The 18,631-nt window shown below is 65.1% G+C and carries 11 protein-coding genes and 1 tRNA gene; 6 read left to right on the top strand and 6 right to left on the bottom strand.

Features of this window, described 5'->3' with window-relative positions:
- Positions 1–18: 18 nt before the first annotated feature.
- From ACK3BB_RS05410 to ACK3BB_RS05395, 4 genes are all read left to right on the top strand, one after another.
- A complete protein-coding gene (locus ACK3BB_RS05410) occupies positions 19–7,326 on the top strand; it encodes a VCBS domain-containing protein (protein ID WP_428927703.1) in 7,308 nt (2,435 codons plus the stop codon).
- 440 nt (positions 7,327–7,766) lie between these two features.
- Positions 7,767–8,750 carry an SH3 domain-containing protein gene (locus tag ACK3BB_RS05405; protein ID WP_428927702.1) on the top strand — a complete coding sequence of 328 codons (984 nt, stop codon included), beginning with the start codon at positions 7,767–7,769 and terminating at the stop codon, positions 8,748–8,750.
- A 24-nt stretch (positions 8,751–8,774) separates the two neighbouring features.
- Positions 8,775–10,844: a M13 family metallopeptidase gene (locus tag ACK3BB_RS05400; protein WP_428927701.1), complete on the top strand. Its 2,070-nt coding sequence runs from the start codon at positions 8,775–8,777 to the stop codon at positions 10,842–10,844.
- Between the two features lie 71 nt (positions 10,845–10,915).
- Positions 10,916–11,308, top strand: a complete 393-nt coding sequence (locus ACK3BB_RS05395) for a hypothetical protein (RefSeq protein ID WP_428927700.1) — start codon at positions 10,916–10,918, stop codon at positions 11,306–11,308.
- A 272-nt stretch (positions 11,309–11,580) separates the two neighbouring features.
- On the opposite strand, the gene ACK3BB_RS05390 is transcribed toward ACK3BB_RS05395, so the two are convergent.
- Positions 11,581–12,495, bottom strand: coding sequence for a helix-turn-helix domain-containing protein (locus ACK3BB_RS05390; protein WP_428928686.1), 915 nt, complete (start codon positions 12,493–12,495; stop codon positions 11,581–11,583).
- 101 nt (positions 12,496–12,596) lie between these two features.
- On the opposite strand from ACK3BB_RS05390, the gene ACK3BB_RS05385 reads away from it, so the two are divergent.
- Positions 12,597–12,836: a hypothetical protein gene (locus ACK3BB_RS05385; protein WP_428927699.1), complete on the top strand. Its 240-nt coding sequence runs from the start codon at positions 12,597–12,599 to the stop codon at positions 12,834–12,836.
- Between the two features lie 362 nt (positions 12,837–13,198).
- On the opposite strand, the gene ACK3BB_RS05380 is transcribed toward ACK3BB_RS05385, so the two are convergent.
- Positions 13,199–13,275, bottom strand: a tRNA-Met gene (locus ACK3BB_RS05380).
- Between the two features lie 197 nt (positions 13,276–13,472).
- Positions 13,473–14,513 carry a uroporphyrinogen decarboxylase gene (gene hemE, locus ACK3BB_RS05375; RefSeq protein WP_428927698.1) on the bottom strand — a complete coding sequence of 347 codons (1,041 nt, stop codon included), beginning with the start codon at positions 14,511–14,513 and terminating at the stop codon, positions 13,473–13,475.
- Between the two features lie 325 nt (positions 14,514–14,838).
- Between hemE and hemC the strand changes: the two genes are divergently transcribed.
- Positions 14,839–15,798, top strand: a complete 960-nt coding sequence (hemC, locus tag ACK3BB_RS05370) for a hydroxymethylbilane synthase (RefSeq protein ID WP_428927697.1) — start codon at positions 14,839–14,841, stop codon at positions 15,796–15,798.
- Between the two features lie 108 nt (positions 15,799–15,906).
- Here the strand turns inward: hemC and yghU are convergent, their stop codons facing one another.
- From yghU to ACK3BB_RS05355, 3 genes are all read right to left on the bottom strand, one after another.
- Positions 15,907–16,770: a glutathione-dependent disulfide-bond oxidoreductase gene (yghU, locus tag ACK3BB_RS05365; protein WP_428927696.1), complete on the bottom strand. Its 864-nt coding sequence runs from the start codon at positions 16,768–16,770 to the stop codon at positions 15,907–15,909.
- A gap of 93 nt (positions 16,771–16,863) precedes the next feature.
- Positions 16,864–17,775, bottom strand: coding sequence for an oxygen-dependent coproporphyrinogen oxidase (gene hemF, locus ACK3BB_RS05360; RefSeq protein WP_428927695.1), 912 nt, complete (start codon positions 17,773–17,775; stop codon positions 16,864–16,866).
- 14 nt (positions 17,776–17,789) lie between these two features.
- Positions 17,790–18,590 (bottom strand): SDR family NAD(P)-dependent oxidoreductase, encoded by an 801-nt coding sequence (locus ACK3BB_RS05355; RefSeq protein WP_428927694.1) that lies wholly within the window; start codon positions 18,588–18,590, stop codon positions 17,790–17,792.
- Positions 18,591–18,631: the final 41 nt, after the last annotated feature.

The following is an 18,631-nucleotide window of genomic DNA, read 5'->3' as shown; positions in this document are numbered from 1 at the left end:
GCCGGGGAAAGCGATTGAATGAAGTACATTTCCAGACTGCAATCCGTCCTGAATCTCGGAACTCTCCAGATCGGCGGCTTCGGCAATGACAACCTGAACGGCAGCGGCGCCAACGATATTGTCCTGGGCAATCGCGGCGACGACATTCTTGCCGGCGGCGCGGGCAGCGACTTTGTCTCAGGTGGCTTCGGCGACGACACGCTGATCTATGACGCGGCCTCCAACAGCGGAAGTTTCGACCGGTATCGCGGCGGGCCCGGCCAGGACACGCTTCAGCTGAACCTGACCCAGGATATCTGGGACGACGCGGCCTTTCAGGCCGAACTGGCCGCCTTTCTCGATCACACCGGCCGCCGGCCCTTCACCTTCGAGACGCTGGGCCTTCGGGTGTCGCGCATCGAATCCGTGACCGTTTACGTGGACGGCGTCGAAAGGGACCTGGACCCGCCGGAATTCCGCACCCATGCGGACACGGCGACGATCAGCGACGACCAGGCCAGCACCACCGGCAACGTGCTGGACAACGACGTCGTGCCCGACGGGGTGGCCAGCATCGATATCGTGGTCCATGCCGATTACGGCACGGTGTCGCTGTCCGACGACGGCACCTATGTCTACACCCTCGACCAGGACAATGCCGTCGTGGCCGGCCTGAGCGATGGCGACACGCTGACCGACCAGTTCGTCTACGAGGTCACCGACAACGACGGCGACACCGACGTGGCCGTTGTCACGATCACCATCCAGGGCACCAACGGCGCGCCGATCGTCGAAGATTACGTGGCCGAGATCGAGGCCGGAATGAACTTGACCATACCATTCGAGGTCTCGGATCCCGACGGGGATGACGTGCACATCGTGGGGGTCGACGACACCGGAACGCTAGGCGAAGTCCAGATCCGTTACGACATCTACAAAGACGAAGATTACATCAGGTACGTCTCCGGCGCGAGCTTCGACTACCTCGACGAAGGCGAGACCTATACCGACACCTTCACCGTCACCTATGCCGACGACCTCGGCAACGAGACCACCGCCACCGGTTACGTGACCGTCCTGGGCTACAACGACGCGCCGATTTCCGATTACATCTACCTTGACGTGGAGGCCGGCACCGAACTTCAGCTGGAAGATCCGGGCGCCTACGATCCCGAAGGCAGCGACGTGACCTTCGTGGGACTCGACCTGACCAACAACATCGGCGGCTTTGTCTACGACGAGGTCAGCGGGACCTACACCTACACGACCGCCGGCTATTTCGATGAGCTGGACGAGGGCGAAACGGCCCTGGACGTCATCTATTTCCAATACGAAGACGAAGACGGGAACGTCGGGCAAGGCGGCTATATCATCACCGTCACCGGCGTGAACGATGCGCCCGTCGTCGAAGATTACGTGGCCGACATCGAGGCCGGAATGAACTTGACCATACCATTCGATGTCTCGGACCCGGAAGGGGACGACGTGCACATCGTGGGGGTCGACGACACCGGAACGGTGGGCGATGTCGAGATCCGTTACGACATCTACAAAGACGAAGAGTACATCAGGTACGTCTCCGGCGATTACTTCAAATACCTCGAAGAAGGTGAAACCTATACCGACACCTTCACCGTCACCTATGCCGATGAATACGGCAACGAGACAACCGCCACGAGTTACCTGACCGTTGTCGGCTACAACGATGCACCGGTTTCCGATTACATCTACCTTGACGTGGAGGCCGGCACCGAACTTCAGCTGGAAGATCCGGGCGCCTACGATCCCGAAGGCAGCGACGTGACCTTCGTGGGACTCGACCTGACCAACAACATCGGCGGCTTTGTCTACGACGAGGTCAGCGGGACCTATACCTACACGACCGCCGGCTATTTCGACGAGCTGGACGAGGGCGAAACGGCCCTGGACGTCATCTACTTCCAATACGAAGACGAAGACGGCAACGTCGGGCAAGGCGGCTATATCATCACCGTCGAAGGGGTGAACGACGGGCCCGTCGTCGACGATGTTGAAACCGAGGTCGACGAAGGTGCGGCCACCTGGATCGACTTCGCCCCCACCGATCCCGAAGGCGGCGACGTGACGCTGGTCGACATCGACACCACGACCACGCTGGGAGCTGTCGAACTGAACGCGACCTCCACGCAGTTCATCTATTACTCGGACGACTGGGTGAACGACGACTTCGCCTATCTGACCGATGGCGAAACCGCGACCGACAGCTTTTCCGTCACGTACGAGGACGAAGACGGCAACCAGACTACGGCCACCGCGACCATCACGATCAACGGCATCAACGATGCGCCCGAGCCCGAGAACGTCACCGTCGACATCATGTCCGACGAGTCCATGGTCATCGCCCTTCCCGAGGCCATCGACCCCGAGGGCGGCGAGGTGACCGTTCTGGGCTATGACACGACCTATGCCCTGGGCGACGTGCAATACAACGAAGCGGACGGGACCTTCACCTATACCGCCGACGGGTATTTCGACGACCTGGAAGCCGGCGAAGACTATTACGATCACATCTCGGTCGAGTATGCGGATGCCGAGGGCAATACCGCGACCGGCTGGGTGACGATCATCGTCGAAGGGGCGGCGCAGGATCCTGTGCTCACCAACGGCCCTTACGGCGTCTGGGAAGATTATGCCAACTACATCGATTTCGACCCCGTCGATCCCGAAGGCGGCGAAACCACAATGGTCAGCTACGACAATTCGGCCACGTTGGGCACGGTCATTTACGACGAGGGCGCCGACGAGTTCTACTATGACCCGAGTGATGACGGACAAGGCGGCCACCCCTTCAACTATCTGAACGAGGGCGAGACTGCGACCGACAGCTTTGTCGTCACCTACGCTGACGAGGACGGTAACGAGACGACTGTTACCGCCATGATCACGATCTGGGGTCGCAACGATGCGCCGGTGGTCGAGGATGTCGAGGTCGAGATGGAATCCGACGAGTCCATCGTCATTGCCGCGCCCGAAGCCATCGACCCCGAGGGCGGTGAAGTGACGATGGTGAGTTATGACGCCGCCAGTCTCACGGGCGAGGTGCAGTACAACGTATCTTCCAACACGTTCACCTATACCGCTTACGGCCATTTCGACGATCTGGACGATGGCGAGGTGGCCTACGACTACCTCTCGATCGAATACGCGGACCCGGAAGGCGAGACCTCGACCGCATTGATCACCATTGCCGTTACAGGCGAAAGCACCGCGCCCATCGTCAGCAACCCGGAATTCGAAATCGTCGCCGGCGAGGATACAACGGTCTCCTTCACCGTCTACGACCCCAATGGCGACGACGTCCGGTTCCAGGAGGTCGACCTCGGCGACACCAAGGCCCGGGTCAAGTATGATGCCGGCACCGACACCTTCACCTATGCCACCGACGACACGTTCATCGGCCTGGCCGAAGGCGAAACCGCGACCGACAGTTTCGAGGTCACCTATATCGATGACGAAGGCAAGACCGGCACGGGCACGGCGAATGTCACGATCATCGGGGTGAACGACGCGCCGGTCGTCACGGATTTCGAGTCTTCCGTCTACAGCAGCAGCGTCTTTAGCACCTTGAGCATTCTGGACGCCTATGATCCGGAAGGTGGCGAGGTGAAGGTCGTCAGTTTCGACTTCAGCACCAGCAATGCCAACGTTCACCTCAATGAGGGCGGCGAGAACATCTTTTGGTCCACGTCCGGGAACTTTGACTACCTGGAAGAAGGCGAGTCCGTGGTCGATACCTTCTCTGTCGATTTCGCAGATGAAGAAGGCAACATCACCACCGGCTATTACAACATCACCGTCATGGGCTTTAACAACTGGCCCGACTTCGGCGCCCTGGACCTGACGGCCGAGAAGGGTGAGACCATCACCTTCGAAGTGCCGGTCACCGACGCCGAAGGGTACGATGTCACGCTGGAGGACCTCGACACCTCGGCCACCCAGGGCCTGCTGGAATACGACGCCCAGACCGGGGAATACAGCTACAACAGCAACGGCGCCTTCGATTACCTGGGCTATGGCGAAACCGCGACCGACACGTTCACGGTCACCTATTCCGACCCCCAGGGCGGCAGCGACAGCGAAACCTACGAGATCACCGTCACGGGCGGTGAGCCGGTCCAGACCATGCAGCTGGGCGTGACGCTGACCCCGACAACCGAGGTCTATTACCTTGGCGCAAGCGTGTCCGGGATCGGCGATGTCAACGGCGACGGCATCGATGATTTCGTGGTCGGCGCCCCGGAAAGCTTTGGCACCGGCATGTACGGTGCCGGGCTGGCCTTTGTCGTCTTCGGAAATGCCGAAGCGGATGGCGGGTTCGACCCGACCTTCGACGTCGGCACGCTGGACGGGACCAACGGTTTTGTCGTGGAAGGCTCCGAACTCTACGCCCGGGCAGGTCTGTCGGTCTCTTCCGCCGGCGACGTCAACGGCGACGGGATCGACGATTTCATCGTGGGCGCAGCCTTTGCCGAGGCCAATGGCAATGACGAAGCCGGTGCGGCCTACGTGGTCTTTGGCAAGGACACGGACGCAGACGGCGCCTTTGCCGCCTCGGTTCAACTGTCCAGCCTGGACGGCAAGAACGGCTTTGTCCTGAACGGTGCGGGGGTCGATGACTACACCGGCGCGGCGGTCGAGGCCGCCGGAGACATCAACAACGACGGCTATGACGACATCATCATCGGCGCCTACAACGCCGAGCTCGGCGGGGTCGACAGCGTGGGGGCGGCCTATGTCTTCTTTGGCCATGACGCGACCGACGAAGGGTTCCAGGCCAGCTACAACCTGGCCGATCTGAACGGCAAGAACGGCTTTGTCATCGAAGGTCTGGCCGAATACGACCAACTGGGCTGGGCCGTGTCGGCACTCGGCGACGTGAACGCCGACGGCATCGACGATTTTGCCGTCACCGCCAACACCCGTGAGGTCGACGGCGGTTCCCGGACGGGCGAGACCTATGTGATCTTTGGCGTCGACAGCACCGGTGGCGGCGATTTTGGCGACAGCTTCGACATTGCCACGCTGAACGGCAAGAACGGCTTCGCCATGTCCGGTGGCGACAGCTATGACAGTCTTGGAACGGCCGTGTCCTCGGCCGGTGACATCAACAACGATGGCATCGACGATTTCGTGGTGACCGCGCAATATGCCGGCACCGCCGAAGAGGGCAAAGCCTATGTCGTCTTCGGCACCGACACCGAGTTCGAGCCCACGCTCGACCTGGAAAGCCTGGACGGGACGAACGGCTTTCAGATCCTGGGCGACACGTATTTCGAAACCCTCGGGGTCTCGGCCAGCCCGGCGGGCGATGTGAACGGCGACGGGATCGACGACATCCTGATCGGCAAGCCCTACGAGATGCCGAACCTCTACTCGGAAACCACCACCGGTGCGGCCTACCTGATCCTTGGCCAGGACACGGCGACCAACGGCGATTTCGATGCCGCGATCAATCTTGCCAGCTTCAACAGCAGCATCGGCTACAAGTTCACCGGCTTCCGGATGAATTCATTCACCGGCTATGACGTTTCGAACGCCGGAGACGTCAACGCGGATGGCTTTGCCGACATCCTGATCGGGTCGAGCGATTTCGAAGGCGAAACCTACCTGATCTACGGCGGCGCCGACCGGTTGGCCTATTACGACGCGCTGGACGGGTTCGAAGACGGCGAGATCGACCTGGTCTGGACGCAGCACGCCCCGGAGATCTTTGAAACCGACATCACCGCGGGGTCGGTCGGCTACATGGTCCTGGGCGATACGTTCCTGGGCGATCTTGGCGCCGCGCTTTCGGCCGCCGGGGATTTCAACGGCGATGGCATCGACGATTTCGCGGTGGGTGCTCCGGGCAATGACAGCGCCTACGTGATCTTTGGCCAGGACACCGGCGCCGACGGCTACACCCCGGCCACGCTGTCCGTCGAGGATCTGGACGGCACGAATGGTGTCGTTCTGAGCGGGTCCAACGAGGCGGGCTATTCCGTGGCCTCGGCAGGAGACGTCAATGGCGACGGGATCGACGACCTGATCATCGGCGCCTACGATTTCGAGGGAGAGGCCTACGTGGTCTTTGGCAAGGACACCGCGCGTGACGGCGACTTTGCCGCCGAGGTGCTGCTTTCCGACTTCGATGACCTCGACGGCTCCGAGGGCTTTGTCATCGAAGGCGAAGACTTCATGGACTACATGGGCACCGCGGTTTCGGCCGCGGGCGACGTCAACGGCGACGGGATCGACGACCTCATGGTCGGTGCCTTCGGGGCCGAAGCCGATGGCAGTGACCAGACCGGCGCCGTCTATTTCATCTACGGCACGGAAGACGGGTTCGACGCAACGCTGAACGTGGCCGACCTGGACGGGACCAACGGCTTTGCCCTTTACGGGCCCCAAGACGACACCCGCCTTGGCTATGCGCTGGACCTGCTGGGCGACGTCAACGGCGACGGGATCGCGGATTACATCCTGGGGTCGACGGATGCCGAGGTCTACGGCACCGGCGAAGGCGAGGCCTATGTCGTCTTTGGCGAGGCCACCGGCTTCCCGTCCGACATCGACCTTGGAACGCTGGACGGGACCAACGGCTTTGCCCTCGTCGGGCCCGCAGACGACAGCTGGGCCGGGGAATACGTGGCCGACGCCGGTGACCTGAACGGCGACGGGATCGACGACATCCTGCTGGGCGCCGCCGGGCTGGACACGGCTGATGCCACGGATGCCGGCGCGGCCTTTGTGGTCTTTGGCCAGGACACCGTGAACGGCAGCGATTTCGACGCCGTCACCTACCTGGCCGATCTCGATGGCACCGACGGCTTCGTGATGACCGGCCTGCAGGACGGCTCCTATCTCGGCGAGGCCATCACATCGGTCGGGGACGTGAACGGCGACGGGATCGACGACATGCTGATCGGTGCCGCATCGGACACGGCCAACGGGCTGGACATGGCCGGCCAGGCCTTCCTGGTCTTCGGCAAGGACACCGGCGTGGATGGCGACTTCCTCGCAAGCGTCGACCTCGGCGCACTGGACGGAACCGATGGCTATGTCTTCACCGGGGTCCAACCGGACGACGCATTCGGCGCGGCGGTCTCGGGCGCGGGCGACATCAACGGCGACGGCATAAGCGACATGCTGATCGGTGCCACCACCAACGCAGGCGCGCCGAGCCCGCACTATCCTACCGGCGCGACCTACGTGGTCTACGGCGGCGCCGACACCCTGGCCGACCTGGACGGGGCCGATGGTTCGACCGACGGCATCATCGACATGGCGGTCTATCACGCCCTCGCGGCCCAGGACCTGGTCGCCTGATCCCATCCCCGCGCGCAGCAACGCACCCTCTGCGCGCGGGGTTTTCTTCGGATAGCGCGGGTCCACGGCAAGCAACACCGCGCCATGTCCGAGACCTTGCCTGACAAACGGGGGAGGCCACGCCCCTCCTGAACCTTGATCTGCGCGGGATTTCGATCCGGGCGCCCAGGTCTCATCGTGCTCAGCCGCATCGCCTGTTTCATCGCGCGAATACAGGGCTCTGACATCTCTGGCCGCCCGGCACTGGCCAGCCTGCCCGACCAGTCGAAAATGCGGATGATGGATAGCTCTGGACGCGTTCCGGATAGCACGCAGCATGAATCGCATCTCGAATGGACAGACAGTGGACAAGCCGATTCGAAGGACGCGGCTGTCGTCTCACTGGTTCGGCCCCGGCCAAGGAACCATTGCGGCCATCGTAACACGTGGAGACGCGGTCAATGATCAAAGCACCAAAGCCGTTCCGCCTTGCAGCCCTGATCTGCCTGGCCCTGACGCCGGCGGCCCAGGCGCAGCCGATCGAGGAAAAGCGGGTCTCCTTCGCGACCGGGACGTCTGGCGCGACGATCCGGGGGGCGCTGAAGGGCGAGCAGATCACCGATTACCTGCTGGGGGCCAGCGCCGGTCAGACCATGAACGTGGATTTCTCGACCACCAACCCGGCCGGCTATTTCAACCTGATGATCGGCAACGATCCGGCGGCCATCCATATCGGATCGGTGGCCGGCAACCATTATTCCGGCGTGCTGCCCACCTCGGGCGATTATCGCATCCGCGTCTACCTGATGCGCAGCGCCGCCCGGCGGGGGGAAAGCGCCGACTATACGCTGAGCGTGTCCATCGGCGGCGCGGCAAAGCCGGCTCCGGTCACCGAGGATTATGCCGATGGGCTGGCCGGCGGGCCGGACTGGTGGCAGGTCACCGGCGTCGCGGCGAATGATACGCTGAACGTGCGGGCCGGCCCCGGGACCGGCAATGCGGTGGTCGGGCAGCTGGCCAATGGCGACCGGGTACGCAACCTGGGCTGCCGGATGAACGGCCAGACCAGATGGTGCCAGGTCGAGATCCAGGGCGACATGCGCGTGACCGGCTGGGCGGCAGGCCGTTACCTGGCCGAAGCGGGCGCCCCGGCAGGACACGAAGCACAACACGAAGCACGGGGCATGGTCCCCTGCGCGACGGCGTCGGGGCAACCCATGGGAACCTGTTCCTTCCGTGTCTCGCGCGGCAGCGGGGGCACCGCGAGCGTCTGGGTGGCCCTGCCGGGCGGTGGGGAACGGTATCTCGACTTCCGCGAGGGACAGCTTGTCGGAAGCGACCCGGGAACCACCGCCAGCCATAGCCGGAACGGCGACCTGAACATGGTCTCGATCAACGGAACCGAACGCTACGAACTGCCCGATGCCGTGCTCTACGGCGGCTGAAGCACCCCAGCAAGGAGCCAGGACATGCTTGCCAACCTGATCCGCACGACCGCCCTGACCGGCCTTCTGGCCAGCGCGGCCTCTGCCCAGCACGAGGGCCTGCCCGACCCCGGCCCGGACCAGCTGGGCTTTTCGGTCGAGAACATGGACCTGACCGCCGACCCCAGGGTGGACTTCTACCGCTACAGCTCGGGCGGCTGGATGGACCGGGTCGACCGGCCGGCGAAATACCCCGCCTATGGCATCTTCTACATCATGACCGAGCGGCTGACGAAACAGGTGGCCCAGGTGGCCGAAGCGGCGGGCAAGGCGGCAGCGGAGGCGCCGAAAGGCTCGCCGACCCAGCTGGTCGGGGATTTCTACAACGCCTTCATGGATGTCGAGGCCATCGACGCCGCCGGGATCGAGCCGATCCGGCCCATGCTGGACGACGTGGCCGCGGCGGAAACGCTGACCGATCTGACCCGCATTGCCGCGGAACAGGCGGCGTCGGCCGGACCCGGCCTTCTGGCGATGTTCGGACCCTCGCAGGATCCGGCCGACGGCAGCCGCTTTGCCATGTTCGCGCTTGGCCAGACCTTCGGGACCGACCGCCACTTCAACGAAATCCTGCGCATGGCCCCGGACAGCCCGCCGCTGCTGGCCTATCACGCCTACATCCGCGACCTGCTGATCGCCGCCGGCTACGATGCCGAGAAGGCCGGCCAGGTGGCCGATGCCTCCATCGACATCGAGACGCGCCTCTATTCCGTCTTCCTGACCCCGGCCGAGGCCAAGGATCCCGCCAACAAGTTCGGCACGCTGCCCTATGCGCAGGTCAAGGCCCAGGTGCCCGAGTTCGACCTGGATCTCTACCTCGACACCATCGGCTTTCCGAAACCCGACAGCTTCTACATGTACGAACCCCGCGCGCTGGTCGGGCTGTCCGAGGTATTGCAGACGACGCCGCTGGACGACCTGAAGGATTACATGGCGTTCCGGCTGATCCACGAATACGCGCCTTTCCTGACGACCCGCCTGCGCGAGCCGGGGCTTGCCCTGCAAGAGGCGCTGCTGGGCGCGCGCAACGACCAGCCCCGCGCCGAACAGCTCTATCAGCTCTTCGTCGAAAAGCTCGGCCATCCGGTCAGCCAGCTATATGTCGAGGCCTATTATCCCGACGAGACGAGGGCCGAGCTGCTCGACATGATCGAACGCATCAAGGCGGTCTTCCGGCGGCGCATCGAGGGCAGCGACTGGCTGTCGGACCCGACCCGGGCCGAGGCCCTGCGCAAGATCGACCAGTTCTACTACAAGGTCGGCTATCCCGATACCTGGATCGATTTCAGCAGCGTCGACATCGCCTCGGACGACCCCGTCGCCAATATCATGGCGCTTGGCCGGTTCGACATGGACCGCGAGCTGGACAAGCTGAAACGCCCGCCCGAGCACGAGGAATTCAACGCCAGCTCGACCCTGCCCATCGCGATGAACGCGGCCTATACGCCCACGATCAACGGCTTCGAGGTCACCGCCGCCATCACCCAGCCCCCGGCCTTTTCACCGGACATGGACGCGCCGCTGAAGTTCTGCCGGATCGGCGCGGTGATCGGGCACGAGATGACCCATGGCTTCGATTTCTCGGGCCGGAACTATGACGCGGACGGCAACTACCGCGACTGGTGGACCTTTGAGGATACGGCGGCCTTCATGGACGAAGCCCGCAAGCTGATCGAACAGGCCGATGCCTACGAGGTCCTGCCCGGCATCCACATCAATGGCGCCCTTGGCGTGGGCGAGAACATGGCCGACGTGGGCGGGATCACCTTCGCCCACGAGGCGCTCATGGAGTACCTGGCCGACCACCCCGAGCAGAATGTCGAGATCGACGGGCTGACCCCGTCCGAACGCTGCTTCATCGCCTGGTCCCAGTTCTGGACGATGAAGGCGACGGACCAGTACCTGACGGCGCTTGTCACCAACGACGGCCATGCGCCGGATTTCTATCGCTCGACCGCCGCCCTGCAGAACGTCGATGCCTTCTACGACACCTTCGGGATCAAGCACGGCGACCCGATGTGGCTGCCCCCCGACAAGCGCGGTCAGGCCTGGTGACGCCCGGCCCGACGCTCCCGAACCCGCATTTCGCATCCAACGCCGACTCAACAGAACGGGAGAGCAAAGACGTGACCATCGAAAACCAACGGCCCCTCGGGAAACGGCCCCTCGCCGGTTTGGCCTGCCTGGCGATGACGGCCCTGGTGGCCGGTTGCATGGAAACATCCGGAAGCACCAGTTCGATTGCGACGGGCACCGGAAATGACAGCGGCTCAGGCAATGTCACCGGCAGCATCAACGAACGGTCCAGCGGCGGCTACACCTTTGTTCTCAACCGCGATGGCGGCGTCTGCACGGCCGTCTTCGACGCCCCCCCCGCGGCGGGCGACACCGAGCTTTCGAACCTGAATTGCAGCGGCGGCGGCGCGGGAACGGCAACCGTTGTCTATGCAGACGACGCCACGCCGGACCGGGTTGTCTATGCCGTCAACGGCGAGGGCGGCGGCACGATCACCTTCTGATCCCGGGATGCGCGAAACCGCGACCGGCGAGGATATCGCATCTCTTGCCGGTCCCCGGTCGGCACCTGCGTCCCGCCTGCGCTCGACATGGCCCGCACCGCAGCCCTTGGGGGCATGTGCGGGTTTCACGGCGGTTCGGCGCTGCCCCTGTTCGACGTCCTGCCAGCACAAACCATGCGGGGAGCGCGTCTTTGCCCGCCTGATCGCCGGCAGCTTCCTGGTCCTGTCCGAAAAGCCACTTGTGGCGCGCGCACCTCATGGAGGGCCGGCGATCAACCGGCGGAATTGCGGCGCAGCGTGACCGACGGTGCTTCGCCATAGCGCGCCTTGTAGGCCGCGCTGCTGCGCCCCAGGTGGCAGAGGCCCGCGTTCAGGGCGGCCGTCGTGACCGACACCCCCGGCCGTCCCGACAGAAGATCCCGGCGCATGGCGGACAGGCGCATTTCGGCCAGGACCTCCCGCGGGGTGTTGCCCCGACAGGCCCTGAAGGCCTTCTGCAGGGTCCGTTCGCCAACCCCGACCGACCGCGCGATATCCAGAATGGACAGCGGATGGCTGAACCGCGCGGCCATTACCTCGCAGGCCCTGTCGACGATCTGCTTCATCCGTGCATCTGCTCTGTGTTCAGCCTGTTGCCCCGGCTGCGCCAGGACCTGCAGCAAGGTGTCCTCCAGAAGCGCCTCGGCAAGCATGAATGACAGGCTCCCGGCCCGTCCGCTGTCGCGCAGGTGCAGGAAGGCAAAGTCCAGGAAGGCCTTGAGCGCATGCCCGCTGGGCCTGGCCCGGAGGCACATCTCTTCGCTTTCCGGCTGCCGGGCCCAGCCGGACGGGGCCATGACCGTATAGCTTTCGTAGCTTCCGCCGTCCGGTTCAGGTGACAGCACGGAGTCTCGTTCGGATGGGGACAGCGACAGCATCTGCCCCGGCAAAACGACAATTTCCCGACCGCTTACCCTGACCCGAGCCGATCCCCTCAAGGGAATGGTGACAGCCAGCCGGGCATCCTCGACAAAGCTGGCCCGGTGCCCCGACGATCGCACGGCCACCATCCGGAACCCGCGCGCCCCGTCGTCGAGGATCCTGTGAACAAGCCGGCCATCCTTCCCGGAAAAGTTGAAATGCCGGGTGCTTGTGAACAGCCGTGGCGTATCCGCGCCAGGCCCCTCCCGATACTCCCTCGTAATCATCGCACCCACACCTCCCGGACCCAGAGACCTGCACTCCCGCCGATGGCAGTGTGCCTTGATTCATGATTTCCGCAAATAGACTGCCGATCGGAGAGCTATCGATGCCCGGGCTATCTGCTTCCGAAAGCCGGAACGTTGCGCGCCCGCGCAATGCTGCAACGCTCTCCCTGCGGCACGACAAGCGAAGGGGATCGGTCAAGCCGGGACATACTACTTCCGAAGACGAAGACGAAGACGAAGACGAAGACGAAGACGAAGACGAAGACGAAGACGAAACCTCAGCCACCGAACAGGCCAAGACCACCCCCAAGGATGCTCGCCGCCCCCCTCGACACCTCTGACTTGTCGCACCAGGGCCACCGCCATCCGCGCCGGCTTGTGGAACGTGAACGCCCTTTCGATGGCAAACGGCCTCAAGACCAATGCCCCGCGCGGGCGCATCACCGCATTGCCCAGCGTGCTCGGCCTTCTGCGCAGGACGTCCTGATGGCGGCAATCACGGCACACCACCTGCCCGGCCACGACATTCCGGTCGATATCCCAGGACTGCCGCCGGCCACACCGGATCGGCAATATGTCAGGGTCCGCGCCGGCCATTGACCAAGGCCAGTCGCCTCGCCCCAGGACTTGGCGCTTACCGGGGAACCCGTCGGACATGCGGCATGTCCGGCGCTCATCAGATCATGTCTCGGGAAGGGGAACTTGGTAGCGGAGGAGGGACTTGAACCCCCGACACGCGGATTATGATTCCGCTGCTCTAACCAACTGAGCTACTCCGCCAGAAGTGAGCGTGGACCTAAGGAATGCGCCGGGGGCCGTCAAGGGGGAAATCTCATCCCTTCCCCGATTCCTGTCCCCCGGCCGGCCCGACCTCGCGGCATCCGGCCCTTGCGCCGCGCTCCTGCTTCTTTCTCTTTGAAAATATCCGGCCGGCCATCCGCCGCCCGGCGCGCCTTTCACATCCGGGTGCCCGGGCTTCAGCCCCGCCCGGCGCGCACCGTTTCGATCATCAGCGCCACGTTCTCGGGATCGGCGTCGGGCGTGATCCCGTGGCCCAGGTTGAAGATATGCGGCCCCTTCGAAAACGCCTCGACGATGGCCCGGGTCTCGTCGACCAGCGCCTGGCCTCCCGTCACCATGTGCCGCGAGGCCAGGTTGCCCTGCACGCAGCCATCCACCTGGACATGCGCCGCGGCCCAGGCCGCATCGACCGAATTGTCCAGCGCCACGCAATCGGCCCCGGTGGCCCGGGCAAAGCCCTCATAGGCCGCCCCCGCCTCGCGCGGGAAGGCAATTACCGGCACGCCCGGGTGGCGCGCCTTCAGCGCCTGGGTGATCCGCCGGCAGGGCTCCAGGGCAAAGGCCCGGAAATCGTCGCCCTTCAGCGACCCGGCCCAGCTGTCGAAGATCTTGACCACCTCGGCCCCGGCCTCGATCTGGGCCGACAGGTAATCGATCGTCGCCTCGGTCAGCCGGTCGATCAGCGCCTCGAAGAGCGGCCGGTTGCCATCCTTCAGAGCATGGGCCGGGCCCTGGTCCGGCGTGCCCCGCCCGGCGATCATGTAGGTCGCCACGGTCCAGGGCGCCCCGGCAAAGCCGATCAGCGTGGTCTCGGCCGGCAATTCGCGCGACAGGATGCGCACGGTCTCATAGACCGGGCCCAGCGTGTCGTGGATCGCCCCGACCGGCTTGAGCGCGTCGAAATCGGCCTGGCCGGTGATCGTCGACAGCCGCGGGCCCTCGCCGGTGACAAACCACAGGTCCATGCCCAGGGCCTGGGGCAGCAGCAGGATGTCGGCAAAGAGGATGGCCGCGTCGAACCCGTAGCGCCGGATCGGCTGCAGGGTGACCTCGGCCGCCAGTTCGGGATTGTAACACAGCGACAGGAAATCGCCGGCCTGGGCCCGTGTCGCGCGGTATTCCGGCAGGTAACGGCCGGCCTGGCGCATCATCCAGATCGGCGGCACGGGCAGAACCTCGCCCGAGAGCGCCCGCAAGATCGTCTTGTTCGTGGTCATGAAGCCCCTCCTGATCGCCCTTGGGTCTCGTTTGCGGCACAGGATGTCAACACCCCGCGCCCCGGCCCGCCCTGCGGTGCGCCGTCACGGGCCAGGCCCACGGGGCCTTTTCGGGCCATTGTCGCGGTGGGCCCGGGCCAACTGCGCCGTGCCCCGCTCGCCGCCACCGACAGCCCCGGCCCTTTGCCCTGCCGCTGCCCCCGGCCGTTGCGGGCCATGACAAGCGCCGCGGCCCGCCATCATGGACAGGCTTCAAGGCCCGCCCTTATGGTCCGCCATCAAGGCCCGTTGTCACGGCCCGGGCGGCGGCTTAGACAAGGGCACCATGACCCAACCGCTTCCCTCCCCCGACGCCCCCCTGCGGATCGGCACCCGTGGCTCGCCCCTGGCGCTGGCCCAGGCCCACGAGACACGCGACCGGCTGGCCGCGGCCTTCGACCTGCCCGGCGCGGCCTTCGAGATCGTGGTCATCCGCACCACCGGCGACGACCGGGCGATGATCGCCGCCGACCGGCCGCTGAAGGAAATCGGCAACAAGGGCCTGTTCACCCGCGAGATCGAGGCCGACCTGATCGCCGGGCGCATCGACATCGCCGTGCATTCGATGAAGGACATGCCCGTCGACCAGCCCCCGGGGCTGGTGCTTGAGACCTACCTGCCCCGCGAGGATCCGCGCGATGCCTTCGTGTCGCCCGCGGGCACCGGGATCGACGGGCTGGCCCGGGGCGCGGTGGTCGGCACGTCGAGCCTGCGCCGCAAGGCCCAGCTGCTCAACCGCCGACCCGACCTGGCGGTCGTCGAATTCCGGGGCAACGTTCAGACCCGCCTGCGCAAGCTGGCCGACGGGGTGGCCGATTGCACCTTCCTGGCCATGGCCGGGCTGAACCGGCTGGCCATGCAGGACGTGCCGGCCACGCCGATCGCCGCCGAGAGCATGCTGCCGGCGGTGGCCCAGGGCGCCATCGGCATCGAACGGCGCAGCGACGACACCCGGGTGGCCGGCCTGCTGGAGGCCATCCACGACGCCCAGACCGGCCAGCGCCTGGCCGCCGAACGGGCCTTTCTGGCCACGCTGGACGGTTCCTGCGAAACACCCATCGCCGGGCTGGCCGAGCTTGACGGCGGCCAACTGCGCCTGCGCGGCGAGGTCCTGCGCCCGGACGGGTCGGAATCGGTGACCGGCGACGTGACGGGCACCCTGCTCGACGGGCCCGAGATGGGCCGTGCCATGGCGCTGGACCTGCTGGAACGGGCCGGGCCGGGGTTCTTCGACTGGCGGGGCTGAGCCGCCCCGCCCTTTCACCCATATGACCAAACGGCAAATGCCCGGCGCGATGGCCGGGCATTGCAGGATCTGTGACATGTGACCGCCGCAAGGGCGGCCGGGCCGCGTTTATTCGGCGGCCAGCTTGTCCTGGGTCTTGGTGTCGAAATCCGAGGCATCGTGGCGCTCGTGCAGCTGGGTTTCCGGCTCGCCGAAGACCCGGTTGACCATGCGGCCGCGCTGCACTGCCGGGCGGGCGTCGATCTCGGTCGCCCACCGCATGACGTTCTTGTAGCTGTCGACCTCGAGGAATTCGGCCGCATTGTAGAGCCGGCCCAGCACCAGCTGGCCATACCAGGACCAGATCGCGATATCGGCGATGGTGTATTCATCGCCGGCGATGAAGGGCTTGTCGGCCAGTTCGCGGTCCAGCACGTCGAGCTGGCGCTTGGTTTCCATGGCAAAGCGGTTGATCGGGTATTCCCATTTCTCGGGCGCATAGGCGTAGAAATGGCCGAACCCGCCGCCCAGGTAGGGCGCCGAGCCCATCTGCCAGAACAGCCAGGACAGCATCTCGGGCCGGGTTTCGGGCTTGCCCAGGAACTTGCCGAATTTCTCGGCCAGGTGCAGCAGGATCGCCCCGCTTTCAAAGACCCGGATCGGCGTGGCGCCCGAGCGGTCCTCGAGCGCGGGGATCTTGGAATTGGGGTTCACCCCGACAAAGCCCGACCCGAACTGGTCGCCGTCGCCGATCTTGATCAGCCAGGCGTCATATTCGGCCCCGGTCTCGCCCGCGGCCAGCAGCTCTTCGAAGAGAACCGTGACCTTGACGCCGTTGGGCGTGGCCAGCGAATACAGCTGGAACGGATGCGCGCCCTTGGGCAGGTCCTTGTCATGGGTCGGTCCGGCGATCGGCCGGTTGGTCGAGGCGAACTGGCCGCCGTTGCTCTTGTCCCAGGTCCAGACGGCGGGAGGCGTGTAGGTATCGGTCATGGGGATGTCCTGTCAGGGCTGAAGTGACGTTGCCACCCAGCTAAAGGTCCGGGGCGGCCGGGTCATCGGGCGATCACGGTCTTGTGTGAAGCGTTACACCCATTTGGCCATGGGCGGCAGGCTCATGAGAACGGCATTGGCGTCATGCCCGGTTTCCAGGCCGAACTTGGTGCCCCGGTCATAGACCAGGTTGTATTCGGCATAGAGCCCGCGATGGACCAGCTGGGCGTCCTTGTCGGCCGCATCCCAGGGCCGGGCCCGGCGGGTTTCGACGAGCGGCAGGTAGGCCGGCAGGAAAGCCCGGCCGATGTCCTGGACCAGGGCGAAATCGGCGGCCCAGTCACCGGTGTTGTGATCGTCGAGGAAGATGCCCCCGACGCCCCGGGCCCGCTTGCGGTGGGGGATGTAGAAATAGTCGTCGGCCCAGGCCTTGAGCCGCGGGTAGAGATCGGCGCCATGGGGATCCAGCCAGGATTTCTGGGTGGCATGGAAATGGGCCGTGTCCTCGTCATATTCGATGCAGGGGTTCAGGTCGGACCCGCCGCCGAACCACCAGGCATGGGGGGTCCAGAACATGCGCGTGTTCATGTGCACGGCCGGGGCATGGGGGTTCTGCATATGGGCCACGAGCGAGATGCCCGAGGCCCAGAACCGCGGATCGTCCTGCATGCCGGGCAGGCCCTTGCGCGCGGCCATGGCGGCCTGGGCCCGTTCGCCCAAGGTGCCGTAGACCGTCGAGACATTGACCCCGACCTTTTCAAAGACCCGGCCGCCGCGCATGACGCTCATCAGCCCGCCGCCGGCATCACCGCCATCGGGCGCCGCGCGCCGGGTTTCGGTCACCTCGAACCGGCCGGCCGGGGCGGAGGTGTCGGGGTGGCTGTCCTCGAGGCCTTCAAAGGCGGCGACGATCTCGTCCCGGAGCGCCCGGAACCACGCCGCGGCCCGAGATTTTTCGGCCGAAAAATCTTGGCCCGTGGCGGATGTCGTGTCGGTCGTGTCCATGGTTCTACCCCTGGTCAATGTGCCGGTGCGGCCACCGGATCAAGCAGCGTCCGGCCGCCGTCCAGCGTGAGGATCTGCCCGGTCATGAAGCCCGCCGCATCCGAGGCCAGGAACTGCACGGCCTCGGCCAGCTCGGTCGGGGCGGCGATGCGCGACAGCGGGGTGTGGTCCTCGATGTCGCGGCGGTATTCGCGGTTGTCCTTGAGCGTCGACATCAGCGAGGCGCTCATGACCGACCCGAAGGCCACGGCATTGACCCGGATGCGGCTGGGCGCCAGGGCCACGGCCAGCGAGCGGGTCATCTGGTCGAGCGCGGCCGAGGCCACCGAATAGGCCATCAGGTCGGGATGGGTGCGCCGGGCGGCGATCGACGACAGGTTGATGATCGAACCGGCCGGCCGGTCGGTGTCACCTTCGCTCTGCTTGATCATGCGCTTGGCCACCAGCTGCGACAGGCGCAGCGAGGGCATGACATTCTGGTTCAGCAGGGCGATGACGCTGTCGTCATCGGGGTCCAGCGGGTCCGACGGCACGACCTGGCGGGCGCCGTTGACCAGGATGTCGACCTGGTCGAAGGCGTCGATCGTGGCCGACAGCAGGTTGGCAATGGTCAGCTTTTCGCGCAGGTCGCCGGCGAAATAGCGCACGTTGTCGGCTTCCTCGGCCTTGCCGAGCTCTTCCTTCAGGCGCTTTTCATCCACGTCGGCGAACATGACGTTCGCCCCCTTCTCGACGAACAGCCGCCCGATGGCGAGCCCGATGCCATTGGCGGCACCGGTCACGATGGCGGTCTTGCCGGATATGGCAAAGGACATGAGACGGTCTCCCTTTCAGGTCCGGTTCTTGGTAACGATGT

Origin of the sequence: Marinibacterium sp. SX1 (assembly GCF_050389775.1) — a bacterium.
Taxonomy (GTDB): domain Bacteria; phylum Pseudomonadota; class Alphaproteobacteria; order Rhodobacterales; family Rhodobacteraceae; genus Marinibacterium.
Note: the sequence above shows the minus strand (reverse complement) of the source record. Positions and strands in the feature narration are given on the sequence as shown.